We start from the raw sequence: 17,770 nt of genomic DNA, 5'->3' as shown, positions 1-17,770 counted from the left end.
TCAATATGCAGCCGCATTATCGATGTTGAAATTATACAATTTGCGGGCCGAGCCGTAGCGCCGGAACTCCTCTGGCTTCGCATCAGCGCCCGCGCGATCCAGCAAATCGCGCAGGATTTCCAGATGTTCCGGGCGCATTTCCTTTTCCACGCAATCCGCGCCCAGGCTTTTGACGGACCCGCGCACGAACAGGCGCGCTTCATAGATGGAATCGCCCAGCGCATCGCCCGCGTCGCCACACACCACCAGATTGCCCGCCTGCGCCATGAAGGCCGACATATGGCCCACATTGCCATGCACCACGATGTCGATGCCCTTCATGGAAATGCCGCAGCGCGATGAGGCGTTGCCCTTGACCACCAGCAGGCCGCCGCGCCCCGTGGCCCCTGCATATTGGCTGGCATCGCCATCAATGATAACTGTGCCCGACATCATGTTTTCCGCCACACCCGGGCCGACAGACCCGGTGACATGAATACGCGCCTGTTTGTTCATGCCCGCGCAGTAATAGCCGGTCACACCGCGCACGGTCACTTCGATAGGGGCATCCAGCCCCACCGCAATGGCATGCGCGCCGCGCGGGTTCAGCACTTCCCATGCGGTGGCATTGGTCTGCGCTGACTGCGCCTGAAGCGTGCTGTTCAGTTCACGCAAGGGTTGGGTAGCAAGATCAATGGTTTGCATGATCAGTGACTCCAGAAGTAAACAGTGGCGGGTTCGGGTTCCCAGACGCGGGCAGCGTCAATGCCCGGCAGATTGACCAACGCGCGATATTCAGACCCGAAGGCCACATACTGGTCGGTTTCCGCCATGACAGCGGGTTTGCACGCAATCGGGTCGCGCACCACGCCGAAACCGTCCTTGGTGCCGACCACGAAGGTAAAGAACCCGTCAAGGTCTGACAGCGCCCCTTCCAGCGCCTGCCCCAGGGTTGCGCCTTGTTGCATTTTCCACGTCACATAGGCCGCGCCCACTTCCGTGTCGTTCTGGCTGTCAATACGCACGCCCGCGCGTTTCAGGGTCCGGCGCAGGTTGTTGTGGTTGGACAGCGACCCGTTATGCACAAGGCATTGGTCGGCCCCGGTTGAGAAAGGATGCGCGCCTTGGGTTGTCACCGCCGATTCGGTCGCCATGCGCGTATGGCCAATTCCGTGACTGCCCGACATGGATGCAAGGTCAAAACGCGCGGCAACTTCACGCGGCAGGCCAACTTCCTTATATATTTCAATGCTTTGACCATCGCTCATGATGCGCAGGCCGGGGCGCAACCTGGCCAGCGCATCGCGTGCGCCCTGCGCCTGTGCGGCGGGCAGGGTCAGGACTGCATGGGTATCTGCACGCCGCAGCGTGACATTGGCCCCCAGCGCCTGCCCCAGATCATCGGCCAAGGTGGCAAAATCCGCATCGGCCGTGTCCGACTGGACCGTAAGCTTGGCGTGCCCGGCCTGCCCTGCCCCGTAAATCGCAATGCCCGCGCTATCGGGGCCGCGATCGGTCATTGTGACAAGCATATCCGTCAGCATCGCCCCAAGCTTCGGTTCCAGCGACCGATCCTTCAAAAACAGCCCGACTATTCCGCACATCACCCATTCCCTTGCAAATTGCGCTTGACCAAAAGCTAACAAGCGCTTGCGCCAGAATCAACTGTGAAGAATATATTTTTCCCTAGAGTTACGACATCGATGAAAACTTAGGCAATCTCACACCTGCGCGCCACAGTGCAGCGCAGTCAGCCGTTCTGCGGATAGGCGATGATGGACAGATACCGCGCGGGCAGTTTTTCCAGCCCTTCGGGACCATGCGGCGCATCCGCATCGAAGAACAAAGTGTCCCCAGGTTGCAAATGGTACAGTTGGTCACTGTGCCGATACAGCAATTCCCCTTCCAGCATGTAAATCGTCTCAATCCCGCCATGCTGGAATGTTGGAAAAATGTCAGCGCTGGTGCTTAGCGTAATCAAGTAAGGTTCCACCATCACACCGCTGGCATTCCCCCCGATATGCCCCAGAAGGTTATATTGGTGCCCTGCCCGCGTGCCCGCGCGCGCAATCTCGACCCCGGCACCCGCTTTGGTATGCACGGCTTCGCGGTGTTCTTCAAAGCGGCGGAAGAATGATGTCAACGGCACACTCAGCGCATTGGCCAGGGTTTGCAGGGTTGTCAGCGACGGCGATGTGTTGCCATTCTCAATCTTGGATAACATGCCAATAGACAGCCCTGTGGCCTGCGCCAGATCGGCAACGGTCATACCTTTCTGGTGCCGGTAGCCGCGCACCTCGCGCCCGATGGCCACTTCCAGCACCTTTTCGCGTTCCTCGCGCACCAGATGGGGGTTTTGCGACAGCGGCGCCTTGATGTCCTTGCGGGGTGCAGATTGCGACTCGGTCACGCGAATTCCTCCTTGACTGCAGAACAGCGCACGTCACAAACACCCAATGAAAGGATCAGGACATGACCGCCATGTTTCACCACAGTGTAGATTTGACAACCGGAAATGAAAATATCCATCTGGGTTTCCTGATCTTTCCGGGGTTTCCGATGGCATGTCTGACATCGCTGATTGAACCGCTGCGCGCGGCCAATGAAATTGCAGGCCAAAAGGCGTTTCGCTGGACACTGATATCAGAACACGGGTCCCCCGTTGAAAGCAGCGCGCAAGTCACCTTTCACCCGCAGGCCAGCCTGTCGCAAACGGGCGCGCTGGAGTATCTTATCATCCTTAGCCCCCCCAATGCGCAGTTCGACAACCCCCGCCACGGGAACGCCACCTTGCGCATGTTGGAACGCCACGGAACCGTGCTTGGTGCCGTCAGCGGGGGGGTGTTTCCGCTGGTGCGCGCGGGGGTCATGGCGGGGCGCGTCAGTTCGGTGCATTGGTGCTATGCTGCGGCCTTCGCGGATGAATTCCCCGACCACGCAAACACCGACGATGTAATCATGACCGACGGGCGGCGCGTGACGGTGTCGGGCGCTGCGGCGGCGTTCGATCTGTCGCTGATGCTGATTGACGCGCGCCTTGGTCCGGAAGTCATGACCGAAGTGGCCTGCTGGTTCCAGCACCAACCGGGGCGCGGCGCAGGGACCCGGCAGCGCATTCCAGCCCTGCGCGCGGCCGCCACCGCCGATATGATGCCCGAACCCGTGGCCAGCGCCGTGCGCATCATGTCTGAAAATCTGGAAGATCCGATCAGCATTGCCGATATTTGCGACCAGATCGACATGTCCCCGCGCCATCTGGAACGGGTATTCAAGAAGCTGACAGATAAAAGCCCGCTGGCCTATTACCGCAATCTGCGGCTGGCAGCGGCGCGGCAACTGGTGCTGTATTCCAACAAATCCATGCGAGAGGTTGCGCTGGCAATCGGCTATTCCTCGGCGGGTCCGTTCCGGCAGCGGTATCAGGAAACCTACGGCCTGCCCCCAGAAGAAGAACGTCGTAAGATCAACGTGTTCCGCGTACAGGACAACAGGTCTGTGCCATCGGCGTGACCTGCCGTCAGAACACGGCCTTTGCGGCGGTTATCAAGGCATGATGCAAGCTGCGCGCGCCCGATCTGGGGCCGTAAACTGTAACCCCGCCGCCATGGCACAGCATGAAACAGCCCAGATGGTCAATGACCGTGCGCCGCGCGCCGCCACCTGCCATGCGGGCCATGTCCAGATTGCACAGAAGTTCAAACAGCGTGGCCACCCGGTCGCCCTGCACATCAAACCGCACCCAAGCGCCGCTTTGGTCGGTTATGCTGGCCATGTCCCCCAGTTCAGCCTTCAGGCGGGCGAACAGGGCTGATTGCGGGTCGTCGGGGCCTGTCACCATCCAGCACTGCGGCGCGGTCCAGAAGGCGCCCAGCGTGGGGCCTTGGACATAGCGCGCCACATCGGGGGCAGATATGCCCAGAATGGCCGCCAGGCCCTTGGCGCAGGCCGCTTCCTGCCCCAGACGCGCGGCAACAGATACCAGCGCCATATCAGGGTTTTCGGTTATGGTGACAGGGCCGATTGTGTCGGTTTGCGGCGCACTGGACCCCAGCGCGGTCAGGGGGACAAGATCATGCACGAAGGCGTTCTCCCTTTGGGTCGACAAAATGCGGCGACACGACTGTGACTTCGGTATCATGGCCCGTCAGGGGCGACGCCGCGCGCACCACCTCGCCAAGGCGCGTCTCGCCCGATTTCAGAAAACCGATGGCAATATAGCTGTTCAGCGTGGGGGAATAGCACGCTGACGTCACATAGCCCAGATCATTGGCCGCGCGCAAATCGGCCCCCTTGTCCAGCAGATGCGCGCCTGCCATCACACGCTCTTGCGGGTTTTTGGGCAGGAACCCCACCAGCCGCAGGCCGTTTTCGTCCTGCAACCCTTCGCGGCGCGACAGAACCGCGCCAATGCTGTCTTTCTTGTCGCTGACCATACGCCCCATGCCCAGATTCAGCGCTGTGGTCTGGCCATTCAGTTCATTTCCGGCGGCATGGCCTTTTTCAATGCGCATGACGCCCAAGGCCTCGGTCCCGTAGGGGGTGACATCGAATTCCCGGCCCGCATCCATCAATCGACGCATCAGCGCATCACCGTAGCGTGTGGGCACGGCAATTTCATACGCCAACTCGCCCGAGAAGGAGATGCGGAACAACCGCGCAGGGCACCCGCCGCACACGGTAATTTCCCCGCAGGCCATGAATGGGAAACCGTCATTGGACAGGTCACATTCAGGGTCCACAATCTTTTGCAACAACGCGCGGGATTTTGGCCCGGCCACGGCAAATTGCGCCCATGCTTCGGTTGTGGAAATCAGCTGCACATCCATGTCGGGCCACAGGCACTGGCGGGCGAATTCCATATGGCGAAACACCGCCACGGCATTGGCCGTTGTGGTGGTGACGACGAAATGATCGTGCGCCATACGCGCGGCGGTCCCGTCATCCATGGTAATGCCGTCTTCGCGCAGCATCAGGCCATAGCGCACGCGCCCGACCGCCAGCTTGGCAAAGCCATTGCAATAGATGCGGTTCAGGAATGCCGCCGCGTCACGGCCCTGCACGTCGATCTTGCCCAGCGTGGTGACATCGCACACGCCCACACTGCCGCGTGTGGCGCGCACTTCGCGGTCCACGGATTGACGCCAGTCAGATTCCCCCGCGCGGGGGAAATATTGCGCGCGCAGCCACATTCCGACCTCAACAAAGACCGCGCCCTGTTCCACGGCCCAGTCATGGCTGGGGGTCAGGCGCGTGGGGCGGAAATCACGCCCCACTGACCGGCCTGCAAGCACGCCCATGGCAACTGGTGTATAGGGCGGGCGGAATATGGTTGTGCCGGTTTGCGTGATGCTTTTGCCTGTCAGTTCGGCCATGACCGCAAGCCCCCCCATATTCGAGGTCTTGCCCTGATCCGTGGCCATGCCCAGCGTGGTATAGCGCTTCAGGTGCTCCACAGCGCGGAACCCTTCCTGATGGGCCAGTGTCACGTCCTTGACGGTCACATCATTCTGGAAATCCAGCCATGCGCGCGCTTTCGTGCCACCCACATGCCAAAACGGCGTGATGCGGGTTGCCCCGTCTTCGGCCATAGGCAAATCGGGGGCCTGCGCAGTTTTGCCCAGATCCGACAGGGCCTGTATGGCGGCCCCTGCCCCGGCCGCAAGCGCGCCCTGCGTGCTGAACTGGCCAGCGGCTGCGCCTGCACTGCGCATGCCCTGTGGCAGCGTGCCGCCGGGCACAAAGGCGGCGATGGCATCATTCCATTCTGGCCGCCCGCGTTGGTGACTGCTTAGCGCGACATTCGGGTTCCAGCCGCCCGACACGCCCAGCGCACCGATGCTGATGCGGTGTTCCTGGCCGTTCTCCTGCCGCACTGTGACAGATTTCAGCCCCAGCCGCCCCGCGCTGTCCACCACTTGCGCGCCCGCCATGACCTGCACGCCGTCACAGGCAGGTGCATCCGCGCGGGTGTCAATGATCGCGGCCACGTCAACACCCACGGCCCGCAGGTCACGCGCGGTGCGGTGGCCGTCATCATTATTGGTGAACACGGCCACAGTTTGCGCAGGCGTCACCGCCCAGCGGTTGACATAGGCGCGCAATGCGCCTGCCAGCATAATGCCGGGGCGGTCGTTATTGGCGAAGGCTATGGGCCGTTCTATAGCGCCCGCGCATAAAACCGCGCGTTTGGAATAGATGCGCCACAAGATCTGGCGCGGCTTGCCCGGTGCGGGCTGCGCCAGATGGTCGGCCACGCGTTCCACTGCACCGTAAATGCCGTGATCAAACGCCCCCAGAACTGTGGTGCGCGCCAGCAGCCGCACATTGGGCAGGCTGGCCAGTTCCGCGACAGCGCCCGCCGCCCAATCGGCGCCGGACTGGTCGCCCAAGGCATGGGTTTCGGCATTCAGCCGCCCCCCCATGCGAAAATCCTCATCCGCCAGAATGACCTGCGCACCCGCGCGCCCTGCAGTCAGCGCAGCCGCCAGCCCTGCAGGCCCCGCGCCGATGATCAACAGGTCGCAATGCAGAAAACCCCTGTCATAGCTGTCAGGATCAGGGTCTGTGGTGATGGACCCCAGCCCCGCCGCGCGCCGGATGATGGGTTCATACAGCTTTTCCCAGAACGCCGCCGGCCACATGAAGGTTTTATAGTAAAACCCCGCTGTCAGGAAATTCGACAGCCGGTCATTGATGGCCAGCGCGTCCAGTTTCAGGCTGGGCCACGCATTTTGCGATGCGGCCTCCAGCCCGTCGAACAATTCCGCCACTGTGGCCCGCGTGTTGGGTTCCTGCCGCCCGCCCTTGCGCAAGTGCACCAACGCGTTGGGTTCCTCGCTGCCTGCAGACAGCACGCCGCGCGGGCGGTGATACTTGAACGACCGCCCCATCAGCCGCACCCCATTGGCCAGCAATGCCGAGGCCAGTGTGTCACCTGCATGCCCATAATAGGGCAGCCCGTCAAAGGTGAAACGCAGCCGCGTTGTGCGGTCAATCTGCCCGCCTGTGGATAGCCTGCTCATATGCTGCGCCCCTGCTTGCGTGCCACATCGCGCGCCAGTTCCACTGACAGGATTTCATGGGTCAGCGTGTCGCGCGTGACCACCAGCCAACTGCGGTCCCCTGCTTCGTGAAACCATAATTCACGGTGCTGTCCTGCCGGATTGTCGCGCAGATAAGCATAATCATAAAAAGCATCTTCGGCCCCGTCCGTCATGCCATCGGGGCGGTCGATCAGGCGTGCATCGCCCAGATAGGTGAATTCCTGCGCATCGCAGGGGCCAAGAAGCGGGTGGGTGATGATCATGCGCGCCCCCTTTGGCGGGTGGTCCTGAACGAGGCCGTCGTATTTGAGTATTTTTGGCAAGATGAAGCTTGCATGGTGCCCCTCAATGCAGGTTGGGCTGCGCGCCCATCCCTTTTTCATCGATCATGCGGCCGCGCCGGAAGCGGTCGAACCGATAGGCTTTGGCCACGGCATGCGGGGTGTCCGTGGCCAGAAGATGCGCAAAGCACCACCCTGATGCGGGGGTGGCCTTGAAGCCCCCGTAGCACCAGCCCCCGTTGAAATAGAGGCCATCAATATGGGTGCGGTCGATGATGGGGGAGCCGTCCATGCTCATATCCATCACGCCGCCCCACATACGCAGCAGGCGGACACGGCCAAGGCCCGGAAACAGTGCCATGCCACCTTCCGCAACATCCTCGATGACAGGCAGGTTCCCGCGCTGCGCGTAGGAGTTATAGCCGTCGATGTCGCCACCGAAGACGAGCCCGCCCTTGTCGGACTGGCTGCAGTAGAAATGCCCCGCGCCGAAAGTGATCACGCCGGGCAGAACGGGCTTCAGCCCTTCGGAGACGAAGGCTTGCAGGACATGGGATTCGATGGGCAGGCGCATTCCTGCCTGCGCCATGATGCGCGAGGAATTGCCCGCCACCGCAACGCCAACCTTGCCCGCGCCAATGAAGCCGCGCGATGTGTCCACCCCCAGGCATTTGCCGTTTTCAATACGGAAGCCGGTCACTTCGCAATTCTGGAGAATGTCCACGCCGTGGCTGTCAGCCCCGCGCGCATAGCCCCAGGCCACTGCATCATGGCGCACGGTGCCCCCGCGCCGTTGCGCCAACCCGCCCTTGATGGGAAAGCGGGCATTGTCGAAATTCAGGAACGGGTATTCGCGGCGGACCTGATCGGCGCTGAGCAATTCCGCATCTGCGCCATGCAGGATCATCCCGTTGCCGCGGCGCATGAACGCGTCGCGCTGCGCATCCGAATGGATAAGGTTCAAAATGCCCCGCTGGCTGACCATGGCGTTGTAATTCAGGTCCTGTTCCAGCCCTTCCCAGAGTTTAAGGGAGAATTCGTAGAAGGGTTCATTTCCGTCCAGCAAATAGTTTGACCGTATGATGGTGGTATTGCGCCCCACATTGCCGCCCCCGATCCAGCCTTTTTCAAGGACCGCGACATTGCACTGGTGAAACTGGCGCGCCAGATAATAGGCCGTCGCAAGCCCATGACCGCCCCCGCCAATGATGATGATGTCATATTGCGGCTTCGGGTCGGGATCACGCCATGCTGGCGTCCAGCCTTTATGGCCGCTCAGGGCTTCTTTCAGAATTTTGAAACCGGAATAGCGCATGCAGAACACTCCTTCCCGCCTTCAATTACGGCATCGTGGGCGCCGTTTTGTCGTGAAATCGGACAAGCTTGCGTTCAAATACGACTCTCGTTCCAGAATTTTATGTGCGCGCGCTGCTGTATATCTGCGGCGCGCGCAGGTGCAGGCATGTGGTGGCAAAAAGGGGGTACCCGTTCTGCACTGCGTGGACCCACAATATCACAAAACTATGACATCGCGCCTGTAGAAGGATGGGTGCGTGATGACAACATGTCTGGAAACCAACAGGGCAATTTCCACAAGCGCGCTGACGCAGTATTTCCCAAAACGAAAAAGCCCCGCACTGGCGGGACTGTTTCTCGCTAAGTCTTTGTTTTATTTGGTGGAGCCAAGCGGGATCGAACCGCTGACCTCTTGAATGCCATTCAAGCGCTCTCCCAACTGAGCTATGGCCCCACCGTTTTGCCAGCTTCCTGACAATGACCGCCTATTACGAAAGCAAATCCGCCAACGCAATAGGAAAATCCGGTATCGTCAAAAAATTGCGGGCTTAATCGTCATCATCGCCGGCCACGTCGGCCAGATCATCCAGCGCGACAGTGTCGTCGTCTTCGTCTTCCAGCAATTCATCATCGACATCTACCGTGTCATCGTCATCGACCAGAAGATCATCGTCATCCTTGACTGCTTTCTTGGACTTCTCTGCCATGGCCGCGACAACCGACTCGCGGCGTTCCACGGTTTCAATCGGGACTTCCTTGCCGGTATAAGGGCTGATGATCGGTTTCTTGTTCAGGTCATAAAACCGTTTGCCGGTTTCTGGGCAGACGCGCTTCACGCCCCATTCTGGATTGGACATCGAGTTTTCCTTTATTCGCGTGCCTTCCTTCAAGCCAATTGCCGTGCCATAAGTGATGCGGCCTGTAAAGCCCCCTATCCACGCCTGGAATGCACAGGCCATCAGATGAAACACCCCTGCCATGCCTGCACAGCCTGACAAGATGACGGACAAGACCGAGGTGATTGCGCTGGAGGGTGCGCCTTCCATACAGGTCACGATGCGCCGTTGTCCGCGTGCGCGCCGAATGAGTCTGCGGGTGTCGGGCCTTGACGGGCGCGTAACCCTGTCGATTCCCAAAACAGTGCCAAAGGCCGCTGCGCTGGGGTTTCTTGCTGAGAAGGCGGAGTGGCTGCGCGGGGCGCTGCAGCGCGTGCCCACGCAAACGCCAGTGCAGATTGGCAGCACCATTGCCTTCAAGGGGCTGCCCCTGCATATCGCCAGCGGCCCCACGCGGGGCATGCATCTTGAAGGCGACACTCTGTTGGTGCCGCCGGACTCCGAGGGGGACAAGACCCCCGCGCGCGTTGCGGCATTTCTGAAAGAGCATGCGCGCAGGGCGCTTGTTCCGGCGGCGCGTGCCTATGCGCACACGCTGGGAGAGGCGGTAACATCCATCAGCTTGCGCGACACGCGGTCGCGCTGGGGCTCTTGTACCGCTGACGGGCGGTTGATGTTTTCATGGCGGCTGATCATGGCCCCGCCTGTGGTGCTGGACTATGTTGCCGCCCATGAGGCCGCGCATTTGCGCCATATGGACCATTCGCGCGCCTATTGGGCCTGTGTGGCGGATTTGATGCCCGCGTATCAGCGTCATCGCACATGGCTGCGCCAGAACGGCGCGCAACTGCACAGCTACAGGTTCTGATCTGGCCTTTGCCTACTACACCGAACCGTAGCGTTCCAGAACATCATGTTCCGCGCCATCGGGGCGCAACACCGACCGGAACAAGGCCAGTTCACGCGTCTCAAACAGGTCGGTTCTGAACTGGGCATCGCGCACGATTGCGGATTCCAGTTCAATGCGGTCAAAACTGCCTGCGCGCAGATAAGATAATGTCACATGCGGGCGAAAACGTCTGGACGGCAGGGCAAACCCACAGCCACGCGCCAGCGTCATGAGCTTGGCCTGAAACCGCGACAACGCCGCATCAGGGGCCACCACCGCATGCAGGTTATGCGGCTTGTCCTTGCCGAACAATCCCAACCCTTTGATCTGCAGCTGCAGCGGGGGGATGGGGAACTGGCTTAGGGCCAGGTGCAATTCTTCCAACTGGTGCACGGGGCTGTCGCCCAGAAACACAAGCGTGATGTGAAAATTCTCTGGCGGGACCCGGCGATCAACCGGCAAAAGATACTGCTGCAACACCAACTGGCTGCGAATATGCGCGGGCAGCTCCAGCGCCAGAAACGCGCGAATCACTTTGGCGCTGCGTCTGGGCCGGGGGTGATGACGGCGGCCACATCATACATTACCGGTTCAAAACGCGCACATAGCTGCGCGATAGCGCGGTTGCGTTCACGCATCGCGGGCGTGCGCAGCATGGCCTGAAAATCCGTGCGCGTGCGCCAGCGTGAATAGGTGGAAATGCGGGTCTGGGCGTCGTTTACATGAATCGCCGCCCCCAGAAAACCGGGTTGAAACCGGATAACCTTGTCATAGGCATCGCTGAGCGCGTCCAGCACATCCGCGCAGGTCCCCGGTGTCATTTCAAACGTGCTGATGACAGTCTGGCCGTCAGTCTGGGCAGTGATCTGCATGATTGGCCCCTCCTGCGCGGTATGGTGACGCAAAGCGGGCGCGGGATCAATCCTTCAGCATCGCCATAAGGCGCGCTTTCTCGCCACTATCGTGTGCGTCTGAAATCGCGCGCGCCAGGGCGTCCAGTGACGCCACGCAATGCCCGGCGCGAAAACTGTCCACATGCGGCAGCATGGCGCGGATCCCGCGCGCGCGCGGCGCGAAACTGTCCCAGCGCAGCAGGGGGTTCAGCCAGATCAACCGGCGCGAGGACAGGTTCAGCCGCTGCATTTCGCGCGCCAGAAGGGCGGGATCATCGCGGTCCAGCCCGTCCGAAATCAGCACCACAACCGCGCCCTGCCCCAGCACCCGCCGCGACCAGTCCACATTGAAGCTGCGCAGGCATTGGCCGATACGCGTGCCGCCCTGCCAGTCCTGTGCCTGCGCGCCCGCGGCATTCAGCGCCGCATCCACATCGCGGCTGCGCAGATGATGGGTAATATTGGTAAGGCGCGTGCCGAATGTGAAGGTATGCACCTTCGCCCAGCCCTGTCCGCGCTGGTTGGCAACAGCATGGACGAAATGCAACACCATGCGCGAATATTGCGACATCGACCCCGATATGTCGCATAACACAACCAACGCGGGCCAGCGTGTGGCGGGCGCACGGCGGTAAATGCGCGTCATCTCGCCACCCTGCCGCAGGGCCGCGCGCATGCTGGCGCGCCAGTCCGGCGTCCGGCCCATGGGGCTGGGGCGCAGACGGCGGGTCGCAAGCGGTTTGACCGGCAGCGACAATTGCGCCAGCATGCGCTTGGCTGCTGCCACTTCTTGCGTGGACATCTGTTCAAAATCCAGATGTCGCAGCCGTTCGTCGGCCGAGGCGGTGTGCGAGGCGTCAATCTGGATTTCGGGCGGTTGGCTGTCGTCACCAGACTGTGGCGACTCTGGTGCCTGCGCGCCGTCCAAAAGCGCTTCGGCCGCGCGCTTGGCTGCCGCATCGGCGGCTTTTTCTTCCGAAACACCGCGGATCGCGGGCAGCATCAGCGACATCATATGATCCAGATAGCGCGGATCACGCCAGTACAGCCGGAAGATCTGGTTGAAGACCTGCCGTTCTTCGGGGCGGTTCACAAAGACCGCATGCAGCGTCCAGTAAAAATCCGCCTTGCGATCAAACCCTGCGGCGGCAACCGCCTGAATGGCCAGCCGCACCCGGCCCGGCCCGATGGGCAGGCCCGCACGGCGCAAGGCCCGCGCGAAATGGGTGATATTGTCGAGGAGTTTGCCATTCTCGGGGATAGGAATGTCAGCGTAGCGCGCCATGGATCACACAAGGTCAAGGGGCGTTGCCCCTCTTGGCTGCGCCAATTCACCCCAGGATATTTTGGCCAGAATGAAGGTCATGACTGTTCGGATGGGGCCAGCGCGGCGCGGGCCTCGTCAAGAATACGTTTGGCTTCCAGTCCTTGCAGGCGGGCAATGTCGTCTTGATATTTGAGGATTGCGCCCAAAGTGTCGGAAATCACTTCGGGGGAGAGTTCGAGCACATCGAGCGCAAGCAGGCATTTTGCCCAGTCAATGGTTTCGGCGACACCGGGTTTTTTGAACAGATCTTCGGTGCGCAGACGCTGCACGAAGGCCACGATTTCGCGCGACAGCGTGGCCGAAGCTTCGGGGGCGCGCGCGGTCAGGATGTCGAGTTCGCGTTGGAAGGACGGATAATCCACCCAGTGATAAAGGCAGCGCCGCTTGAGCGCGTCATGCACTTCGCGGGTGCGGTTCGAGGTCACGATGACGATGGGCGGGTCATCTGCTGCGATGGTGCCAAGTTCGGGGATGGTGACTTGATAATCAGAAAGCGCTTCCAGCAGGAAAGCTTCAAAGGGTTCGTCTGTGCGGTCAATCTCATCGATCAGCAGGACCGGCGCGCCGCCGGAATGGGAGCGCATGGCCTGCAGAAGCGGGCGTTCGATCAGGAATTCAGGGCCAAACAAGGTGTCTTTTATCGCGGCAGCGGTGTCGGTGACCTGAGCGGTGCGGATGGCCAGCATCTGGGCGGCGAAATTCCATTCATATACCGCCGAGGACGCATCCAGCCCCTCATAGCATTGCAGTCGGATCAACTGCCGCCCGAGAGCGGCAGCGAGGGTGCGCGCGATTTCGGTTTTGCCGGTGCCCGGTTCCCCTTCGAGGAAAATCGGGCGTTTGAGGGTGAGGGCCAGAAACACGACAGTCGAAAGTGCGCGGTCGGCGACATAGGCATGGTCGCGCAAAACGGCCTGAACCGTGTCAATATCGGACAAGTCGCTGGTCATGCGCGGCCCCTTTTTGTGGTGATCTATTGCGCCACGCTGTCGTGCCGGCGCGCAAGGGTCAAGACCAAACCGGGCATCTTGCACCAAAGGACAATAAGCGCAACGCGCACTGACCTGTGACGTCCGGTCGCGCATTTGCGCGTTGAGAGGGCTTTGCGCGCGCGCGGGTTTGGTTTATTGCTGTACGCATGATTGTAGAACTTGGACATTTCGCCCTTATGCTGGCCTTTGCTGTTGCGCTTGCGCAGGCGGCCATTCCCTTGATCGGCGCGCACAAAGGCTGGCGCGACTGGATGCTGGTGGCCAATCCCATGGCCAGCTTGCAATTCGGGCTTGTGGCCTTCAGCTATGCCGCGCTGACCTATGCGTTTCTGGTGTCGGATTTTTCCGTAAAGCTGGTGGTGGACAATTCCCACACCCTGAAGCCGCTGATTTACAAGATATCAGGTGTTTGGGGAAACCATGAGGGGTCAATGCTGCTATGGGTGCTGATTCTGGCACTTTTTGGCGCATCTGCGGCGTGGTTCGGGGGCAACCTGCCTGCCAGCCTGCAAGCGCGGGTGCTGGCAGTGCAATCGGCCATCACGGCGGCGTTCATGGCCTTCACCATTTTCACGTCCAACCCGTTTACGCGGCTGGCCTTTCCGCCCTTTGACGGCACAGACCTCAACCCGCTGTTGCAAGACCCAGGTTTGGCGTTTCATCCGCCGTTTCTGTATCTGGGCTATGTGGGCCTGTCTATGGCGTTCAGTTTCGCCGTGGCAGCCCTGATTGAGGGGCGCGTGGATGCAGCATGGGGGCGCTGGGTGCGGCCTTGGACGCTGGCGGCATGGGTGTTTTTGACCATCGGTATAGCAACGGGGTCATGGTGGGCCTATTATGAGCTTGGTTGGGGCGGCTTCTGGTTCTGGGACCCTGTTGAGAACGCCAGCCTTATGCCGTGGCTGTTCGCTGCCGCCCTGCTGCATTCGGCAATCGTGGTGGAAAAGCGCGAAACGCTGAAAAGCTGGACCATCCTGCTGGCGATTCTGGGGTTCGGCTTCTCGCTGATGGGGACATTCATTGTGCGCTCGGGTTTGCTGACATCGGTGCATGCCTTTGCGATGGACCCTGAACGCGGGGTGTTCATTTTGATGATCCTTGCGGCATTCATGGGCGGGGCGTTGATCTTGTTTGCGATCCGCGCCCCCGTGCTGGAAGCCAAGGGCGTGTTTGCCACAGTCAGCCGCGAGTCGGCGCTGGTGATCAACAATGTCCTGCTGGCGGTGTCCTCCTTCGTGGTATTCATCGGCACAATGTGGCCGCTGATTGCCGAAATGCTGTTTGACAGGGTGCTGTCCGTTGGTCCGCCGTTTTTCAACATGGCCTTCACACCCTTCATGGTCGCGCTGGCCATGGTGTTGCCGATTGGCGCAATGCTGCCGTGGAAACGGGGCAATCTGGGCCGAACCATGCGCCCGCTTTGGGGACTGGCGGTGTTTTCAGTGGCCATGGGCGCACTGACATGGGCCTTGCAGACCGGGCATTCCATGCTTGTTCCTGTGGGACTGGCGCTGGGGCTGTGGGTGGTTTTAGGGTCCGTCGTCGATATTTGGTCGCGCACGGGACGTGGCCATTGGCGTGCGCGTCTGGGGCGCATCACGCGCCTGCCGCGCGCGGATTGGGGCAAATTTACCGCCCATGCGGGCATGGGGATCAGCGTATTTGCGGTTGCCGCCCTTGTGGGCTGGGAATCCGAGGATATCCGCGTGGTCCAGATCGGGGAGACGTATAGTTACGGCGGGTATGAGCTGACGCTGACCGCCGTGGACCGGGTTGAGGGGCCGAATTACGTGTCAACCATGGCCACAATCGAGGCCCGTCGTGACGGGCGGTTCATAGCCAACCTGCAACCCGAAAAACGTTTCTATCCGATTGCCGGCATGCCCACGACCGAAGCGGCCATTGATTACCGTGTGACGCGTGACCTGTATCTGGCGCTGGGGGATCCACAGGATAACGGCGGCTGGGCCATCCGGTCCTATATCAAGCCCTTCGCAAACTGGTTGTGGTTCGGGTGCATCCTTATGGCGCTTGGCGGCATTTTCAGCCTGAGCGACCGGCGCTACCGTGTAGCTGCAGGCGCAGGGAAAACCCGTGTGGATGCGGTGGCGGCAGAATGACCATGTTGCGCCCCCTTCTGGTGGCCCTGTGTGTGGCCTTGGCCAGCCCTGCATGGGCTGTCCAGCCTGATGAAATACTGGATGACCCCGTGTTAGAATCGCGTGCGCGCGACATTTCGGCAGGGTTGCGCTGCCTTGTGTGCCGCAACGAATCCATCGACGAATCAAATGCCGATCTGGCGCGCGACATGCGACTTCTGGTGCGCGAAAGGCTGGTCGCAGGCGACAGCAACGAAGCCGCTGTGGCCTTTATCGTTGACAGGTATGGCGAATATGTGTTGCTGCGCCCCACTACGGCCGGGGCGAACATCATCTTGTGGGTGGCTGCGCCCATCATGTTTCTGATCGCGCTGGGGTCGGCGGCAGTTTACCTGCGCCAACGCGACAAGGCCCCCGAAGCCGACAAGGCAGGGCTGAACGATGATGAAAAACGCCGCCTTGCGGAATTGCTGAAAGAGTGACGCGTGGTTCGGGCTTTTACCCGTTCTGGACTGCGCTAAGATGGCGTGGAAAATCAGACGGGGGACGCAATGGAGTATGACACGCTGACAGCCAGCATCGACGAAAGCGGCATCGCCATAGTGACCATGGCGCGCCCTGAAATGATGAATGCGCTGAACAAGCAGATGCGCGCCGAATTGACCCACGCCATCAAGACAGTGACCCCGAATGCACGCGTGCTGGTCCTGACCGGGACAGGGCGGGCATTTTGTTCAGGACAGGATCTGGGCGATGGCGGCAATGCTGCGCAGATTGATCTGGAACGCACCTTGCGCGAAGAATATGAACCGCTGCTGCGCACCATCTATGACGCGCCGGTGCCTGTCATTGCGGCGGTCAACGGGGCGGCTGCGGGGGCGGGGGCCAATCTGGCACTGGCTGCAGATGTGGTGATTGCCTGCGACAGCGCAGTGTTTATCCAGGCATTCACCCGCATAGGGCTGATCCCGGATGCAGGCGGCACCTATTTCCTGCCCCGTCAGGTGGGGTTTGCCCGCGCCATGGGGGCCATGCTCTTTGCCGACCGCATTTCCGCGCGAGAGGCCGCTGACTGGGGCATGATCTGGGAAGCGGTCCCTGAGGATGTGTTTCAGGCCACATGGATGGCGCGTGCCAGTGCCTTGGCCAGCGGTCCAACAATTGCCTACCGCAATATCCGAAGGGCCCTGCGCGCAAGCCTGTCCAACAGCCTTGATGCACAACTGGCCCTTGAAGCCCAGCTTCAGGCAGAGGCCGGCAAGACCCGCGATTTCAAGGAAGGTGTACTGGCATTTCTGGAAAAACGTCCGCCCGAGTTTGAAGGGCGATAAGTGGGGGGCTTTGGGGCCGCACCCCTGCGCCAGCGATGCCCGGATGGGTCACGCCAGATGCAAAAAACCCAGGTCGCTTCTGGCCTGTTGTGGACATTGGGGGATGCCCAAGGTGCGGGGCAAAGGCCGCAGGCCGCCGCGCCATCGGCGGGCCGTCCCGCGGCCTGCCGATTACTCTGGTGGCACGCCAAGCCTTGAAAGTCGGAATATGCCGCCTGCATAAAGTGAACTTAACTGGCGTCGGATCGGCAGACCCCGGCCCGCCGACAGCGCGGGCTTAGTCCAAAGCTGAAGGGCAGCAAAAGGCCAACAGCACCCACGCTTACTATTTTACGCAGTTCGGATCAGATACTAACTTTGCGGGTCTGGCCCTTTCCATTCGCCTGACTCCTTCAAGGCTTCCATCACCTCGCGCGGCATGTAGGTTTCATCATGCTTGGCCAGGATCTCGCTGGCCTGAAACACACCATCCACAAGCCGCCCAGTGCCCACCATGCCTTCGTTTTCGGTGAACAAGTCAGGCAATATGCCGCGATAGCGCACCTCGACCGAGGCAGGGCCATCGGTTACGCGAAAAATAACCGTGTCTGACTGCCCGCGAATGATCGATCCGGCCTCGACCAGCCCGCCAATACGGAACACCTCGTTCGGGGGGGGCGGCGCGGCCAGCACTTCTGACGGAGAGCGGAAAAAATTGATGCCATCGCGCATGGCATACCCAATCAGCGCCGTCGAAAACGCCAAGGCCACAGCCGCGACCATGATGATCTGTATCCGGCGGGTCTTCTTCAGGCTTTTCATCGT

Annotated in this window: 18 protein-coding genes and 1 tRNA gene; 5 read left to right on the top strand and 14 right to left on the bottom strand. The window is 60.9% G+C overall.

The genetic code is table 11. The features are described 5' to 3' along the window. The 3 genes from ACTZWY_RS05200 to ACTZWY_RS05190 form a co-directional block, all read right to left on the bottom strand. Nucleotides 1–684: a GltB/FmdC/FwdC-like GXGXG domain-containing protein gene (locus ACTZWY_RS05200; protein WP_444789626.1), complete on the bottom strand. Its 684-nt coding sequence runs from the start codon at nucleotides 682–684 to the stop codon at nucleotides 1–3. A gap of 2 nt (nucleotides 685–686) precedes the next feature. Continuing rightward, on the bottom strand, nucleotides 687–1,583 hold the full coding sequence (locus ACTZWY_RS05195) for a class II glutamine amidotransferase (protein WP_444789625.1): 897 nt from the start codon (nucleotides 1,581–1,583) through the stop codon (nucleotides 687–689). Between the two features lie 146 nt (nucleotides 1,584–1,729). Next, a complete protein-coding gene (locus ACTZWY_RS05190) occupies nucleotides 1,730–2,389 on the bottom strand; it encodes a helix-turn-helix domain-containing protein (protein WP_444789624.1) in 660 nt (219 codons plus the stop codon). 62 nt (nucleotides 2,390–2,451) lie between these two features. Here ACTZWY_RS05190 and ACTZWY_RS05185 point away from each other — a divergent pair, with 62 nt between their 5' ends. Further along, on the top strand, nucleotides 2,452–3,489 hold the full coding sequence (locus ACTZWY_RS05185; RefSeq protein ID WP_444789623.1) for a GlxA family transcriptional regulator: 1,038 nt from the start codon (nucleotides 2,452–2,454) through the stop codon (nucleotides 3,487–3,489). Nucleotides 3,490–3,496: 7 nt separating this feature from the next. Here ACTZWY_RS05185 and ACTZWY_RS05180 read toward each other — a convergent pair whose 3' ends face one another. The 6 genes from ACTZWY_RS05180 to ACTZWY_RS05155 form a co-directional block, all read right to left on the bottom strand. Then, entirely contained in the window at nucleotides 3,497–4,057 is a 561-nt protein-coding gene (locus ACTZWY_RS05180) for a sarcosine oxidase subunit gamma (RefSeq protein WP_444789622.1), read from the bottom strand. Then, nucleotides 4,050–7,001, bottom strand: a complete 2,952-nt coding sequence (locus ACTZWY_RS05175) for a sarcosine oxidase subunit alpha family protein (RefSeq protein ID WP_444789621.1) — start codon at nucleotides 6,999–7,001, stop codon at nucleotides 4,050–4,052. Before ACTZWY_RS05175 ends, ACTZWY_RS05180 begins: the two co-directional genes overlap by 8 nt. After that, the gene (locus ACTZWY_RS05170; RefSeq protein ID WP_444789620.1) at nucleotides 6,998–7,285 is read right to left on the bottom strand and encodes a sarcosine oxidase subunit delta; all 288 of its coding nucleotides are present in this window, start codon (nucleotides 7,283–7,285) and stop codon (nucleotides 6,998–7,000) included. Before ACTZWY_RS05170 ends, ACTZWY_RS05175 begins: the two co-directional genes overlap by 4 nt. 82 nt (nucleotides 7,286–7,367) lie before the next feature. Beyond that, nucleotides 7,368–8,618, bottom strand: coding sequence for a sarcosine oxidase subunit beta family protein (locus tag ACTZWY_RS05165; RefSeq protein ID WP_444789619.1), 1,251 nt, complete (start codon nucleotides 8,616–8,618; stop codon nucleotides 7,368–7,370). Between the two features lie 359 nt (nucleotides 8,619–8,977). Next, nucleotides 8,978–9,053, bottom strand: a tRNA-Ala gene (locus ACTZWY_RS05160). A 94-nt stretch (nucleotides 9,054–9,147) separates the two neighbouring features. Continuing rightward, nucleotides 9,148–9,456, bottom strand: coding sequence for a TIGR02300 family protein (locus ACTZWY_RS05155; RefSeq protein ID WP_444789618.1), 309 nt, complete (start codon nucleotides 9,454–9,456; stop codon nucleotides 9,148–9,150). 121 nt (nucleotides 9,457–9,577) lie between these two features. Here ACTZWY_RS05155 and ACTZWY_RS05150 point away from each other — a divergent pair, with 121 nt between their 5' ends. Beyond that, on the top strand, nucleotides 9,578–10,303 hold the full coding sequence (locus ACTZWY_RS05150) for a M48 family metallopeptidase (RefSeq protein WP_444789617.1): 726 nt from the start codon (nucleotides 9,578–9,580) through the stop codon (nucleotides 10,301–10,303). A gap of 15 nt (nucleotides 10,304–10,318) precedes the next feature. On the opposite strand, the gene thpR is transcribed toward ACTZWY_RS05150, so the two are convergent. The 4 genes from thpR to ACTZWY_RS05130 form a co-directional block, all read right to left on the bottom strand. Next, nucleotides 10,319–10,858: an RNA 2',3'-cyclic phosphodiesterase gene (gene thpR, locus ACTZWY_RS05145; protein WP_444789616.1), complete on the bottom strand. Its 540-nt coding sequence runs from the start codon at nucleotides 10,856–10,858 to the stop codon at nucleotides 10,319–10,321. Continuing rightward, entirely contained in the window at nucleotides 10,855–11,196 is a 342-nt protein-coding gene (locus tag ACTZWY_RS05140) for an antibiotic biosynthesis monooxygenase family protein (protein ID WP_444789615.1), read from the bottom strand. The genes thpR and ACTZWY_RS05140 overlap by 4 nt, the downstream gene beginning before the upstream one ends. A gap of 46 nt (nucleotides 11,197–11,242) precedes the next feature. Beyond that, on the bottom strand, nucleotides 11,243–12,502 hold the full coding sequence (locus tag ACTZWY_RS05135) for a vWA domain-containing protein (protein WP_444789614.1): 1,260 nt from the start codon (nucleotides 12,500–12,502) through the stop codon (nucleotides 11,243–11,245). 77 nt (nucleotides 12,503–12,579) lie between these two features. Next, nucleotides 12,580–13,494: an AAA family ATPase gene (locus ACTZWY_RS05130; protein WP_444789613.1), complete on the bottom strand. Its 915-nt coding sequence runs from the start codon at nucleotides 13,492–13,494 to the stop codon at nucleotides 12,580–12,582. Nucleotides 13,495–13,682: 188 nt separating this feature from the next. Between ACTZWY_RS05130 and ACTZWY_RS05125 the strand changes: the two genes are divergently transcribed. The 3 genes from ACTZWY_RS05125 (at nucleotide 13,683) to ACTZWY_RS05115 (ending at nucleotide 16,966) form a co-directional block, all read left to right on the top strand. Continuing rightward, nucleotides 13,683–15,656, top strand: a complete 1,974-nt coding sequence (locus ACTZWY_RS05125) for a heme lyase CcmF/NrfE family subunit (RefSeq protein ID WP_444789612.1) — start codon at nucleotides 13,683–13,685, stop codon at nucleotides 15,654–15,656. A gap of 2 nt (nucleotides 15,657–15,658) precedes the next feature. Then, complete coding sequence (locus ACTZWY_RS05120; RefSeq protein WP_444789650.1) at nucleotides 15,659–16,117, top strand: cytochrome c-type biogenesis protein; 459 nt, start codon at nucleotides 15,659–15,661, stop codon at nucleotides 16,115–16,117. A 69-nt stretch (nucleotides 16,118–16,186) separates the two neighbouring features. Next, entirely contained in the window at nucleotides 16,187–16,966 is a 780-nt protein-coding gene (locus ACTZWY_RS05115) for an enoyl-CoA hydratase-related protein (protein ID WP_444789611.1), read from the top strand. Nucleotides 16,967–17,317: 351 nt separating this feature from the next. Here the strand turns inward: ACTZWY_RS05115 and ccmE are convergent, their stop codons facing one another. After that, a complete protein-coding gene (gene ccmE, locus ACTZWY_RS05110; protein WP_444789610.1) occupies nucleotides 17,318–17,767 on the bottom strand; it encodes a cytochrome c maturation protein CcmE in 450 nt (149 codons plus the stop codon). Between the last annotated feature and the right edge of the window lie 3 nt (nucleotides 17,768–17,770).

The sequence above is a fragment of the Roseinatronobacter sp. NSM genome (genome assembly GCF_052379845.1).
Taxonomy (GTDB): domain Bacteria; phylum Pseudomonadota; class Alphaproteobacteria; order Rhodobacterales; family Rhodobacteraceae; genus Roseinatronobacter.
Note: the sequence above shows the minus strand (reverse complement) of the source record. Positions and strands in the feature narration are given on the sequence as shown.

Coding starts and splice junctions, on each gene's coding strand:
- ACTZWY_RS05155 (WP_444789618.1), bottom strand. CDS start 9,456: ATGTCCAATCCAGAATGGGGCGTGAAGCGCGTCTGCCCAGAAACCGGC.
- ACTZWY_RS05115 (WP_444789611.1), top strand. CDS start 16,187: ATGGAGTATGACACGCTGACAGCCAGCATCGACGAAAGCGGCATCGCC.
- ACTZWY_RS05150 (WP_444789617.1), top strand. CDS start 9,578: ATGCCTGCACAGCCTGACAAGATGACGGACAAGACCGAGGTGATTGCG.
- ACTZWY_RS05120 (WP_444789650.1), top strand. CDS start 15,659: ATGTTGCGCCCCCTTCTGGTGGCCCTGTGTGTGGCCTTGGCCAGCCCT.
- ccmE (WP_444789610.1), bottom strand. CDS start 17,767: ATGAAAAGCCTGAAGAAGACCCGCCGGATACAGATCATCATGGTCGCG.
- ACTZWY_RS05200 (WP_444789626.1), bottom strand. CDS start 684: ATGCAAACCATTGATCTTGCTACCCAACCCTTGCGTGAACTGAACAGC.
- ACTZWY_RS05140 (WP_444789615.1), bottom strand. CDS start 11,196: ATGCAGATCACTGCCCAGACTGACGGCCAGACTGTCATCAGCACGTTT.
- ACTZWY_RS05170 (WP_444789620.1), bottom strand. CDS start 7,285: ATGATCATCACCCACCCGCTTCTTGGCCCCTGCGATGCGCAGGAATTC.
- ACTZWY_RS05195 (WP_444789625.1), bottom strand. CDS start 1,583: ATGTGCGGAATAGTCGGGCTGTTTTTGAAGGATCGGTCGCTGGAACCG.
- ACTZWY_RS05125 (WP_444789612.1), top strand. CDS start 13,683: ATGATTGTAGAACTTGGACATTTCGCCCTTATGCTGGCCTTTGCTGTT.
- ACTZWY_RS05135 (WP_444789614.1), bottom strand. CDS start 12,502: ATGGCGCGCTACGCTGACATTCCTATCCCCGAGAATGGCAAACTCCTC.
- ACTZWY_RS05165 (WP_444789619.1), bottom strand. CDS start 8,618: ATGCGCTATTCCGGTTTCAAAATTCTGAAAGAAGCCCTGAGCGGCCAT.
- ACTZWY_RS05185 (WP_444789623.1), top strand. CDS start 2,452: ATGACCGCCATGTTTCACCACAGTGTAGATTTGACAACCGGAAATGAA.
- ACTZWY_RS05175 (WP_444789621.1), bottom strand. CDS start 7,001: ATGAGCAGGCTATCCACAGGCGGGCAGATTGACCGCACAACGCGGCTG.
- ACTZWY_RS05130 (WP_444789613.1), bottom strand. CDS start 13,494: ATGACCAGCGACTTGTCCGATATTGACACGGTTCAGGCCGTTTTGCGC.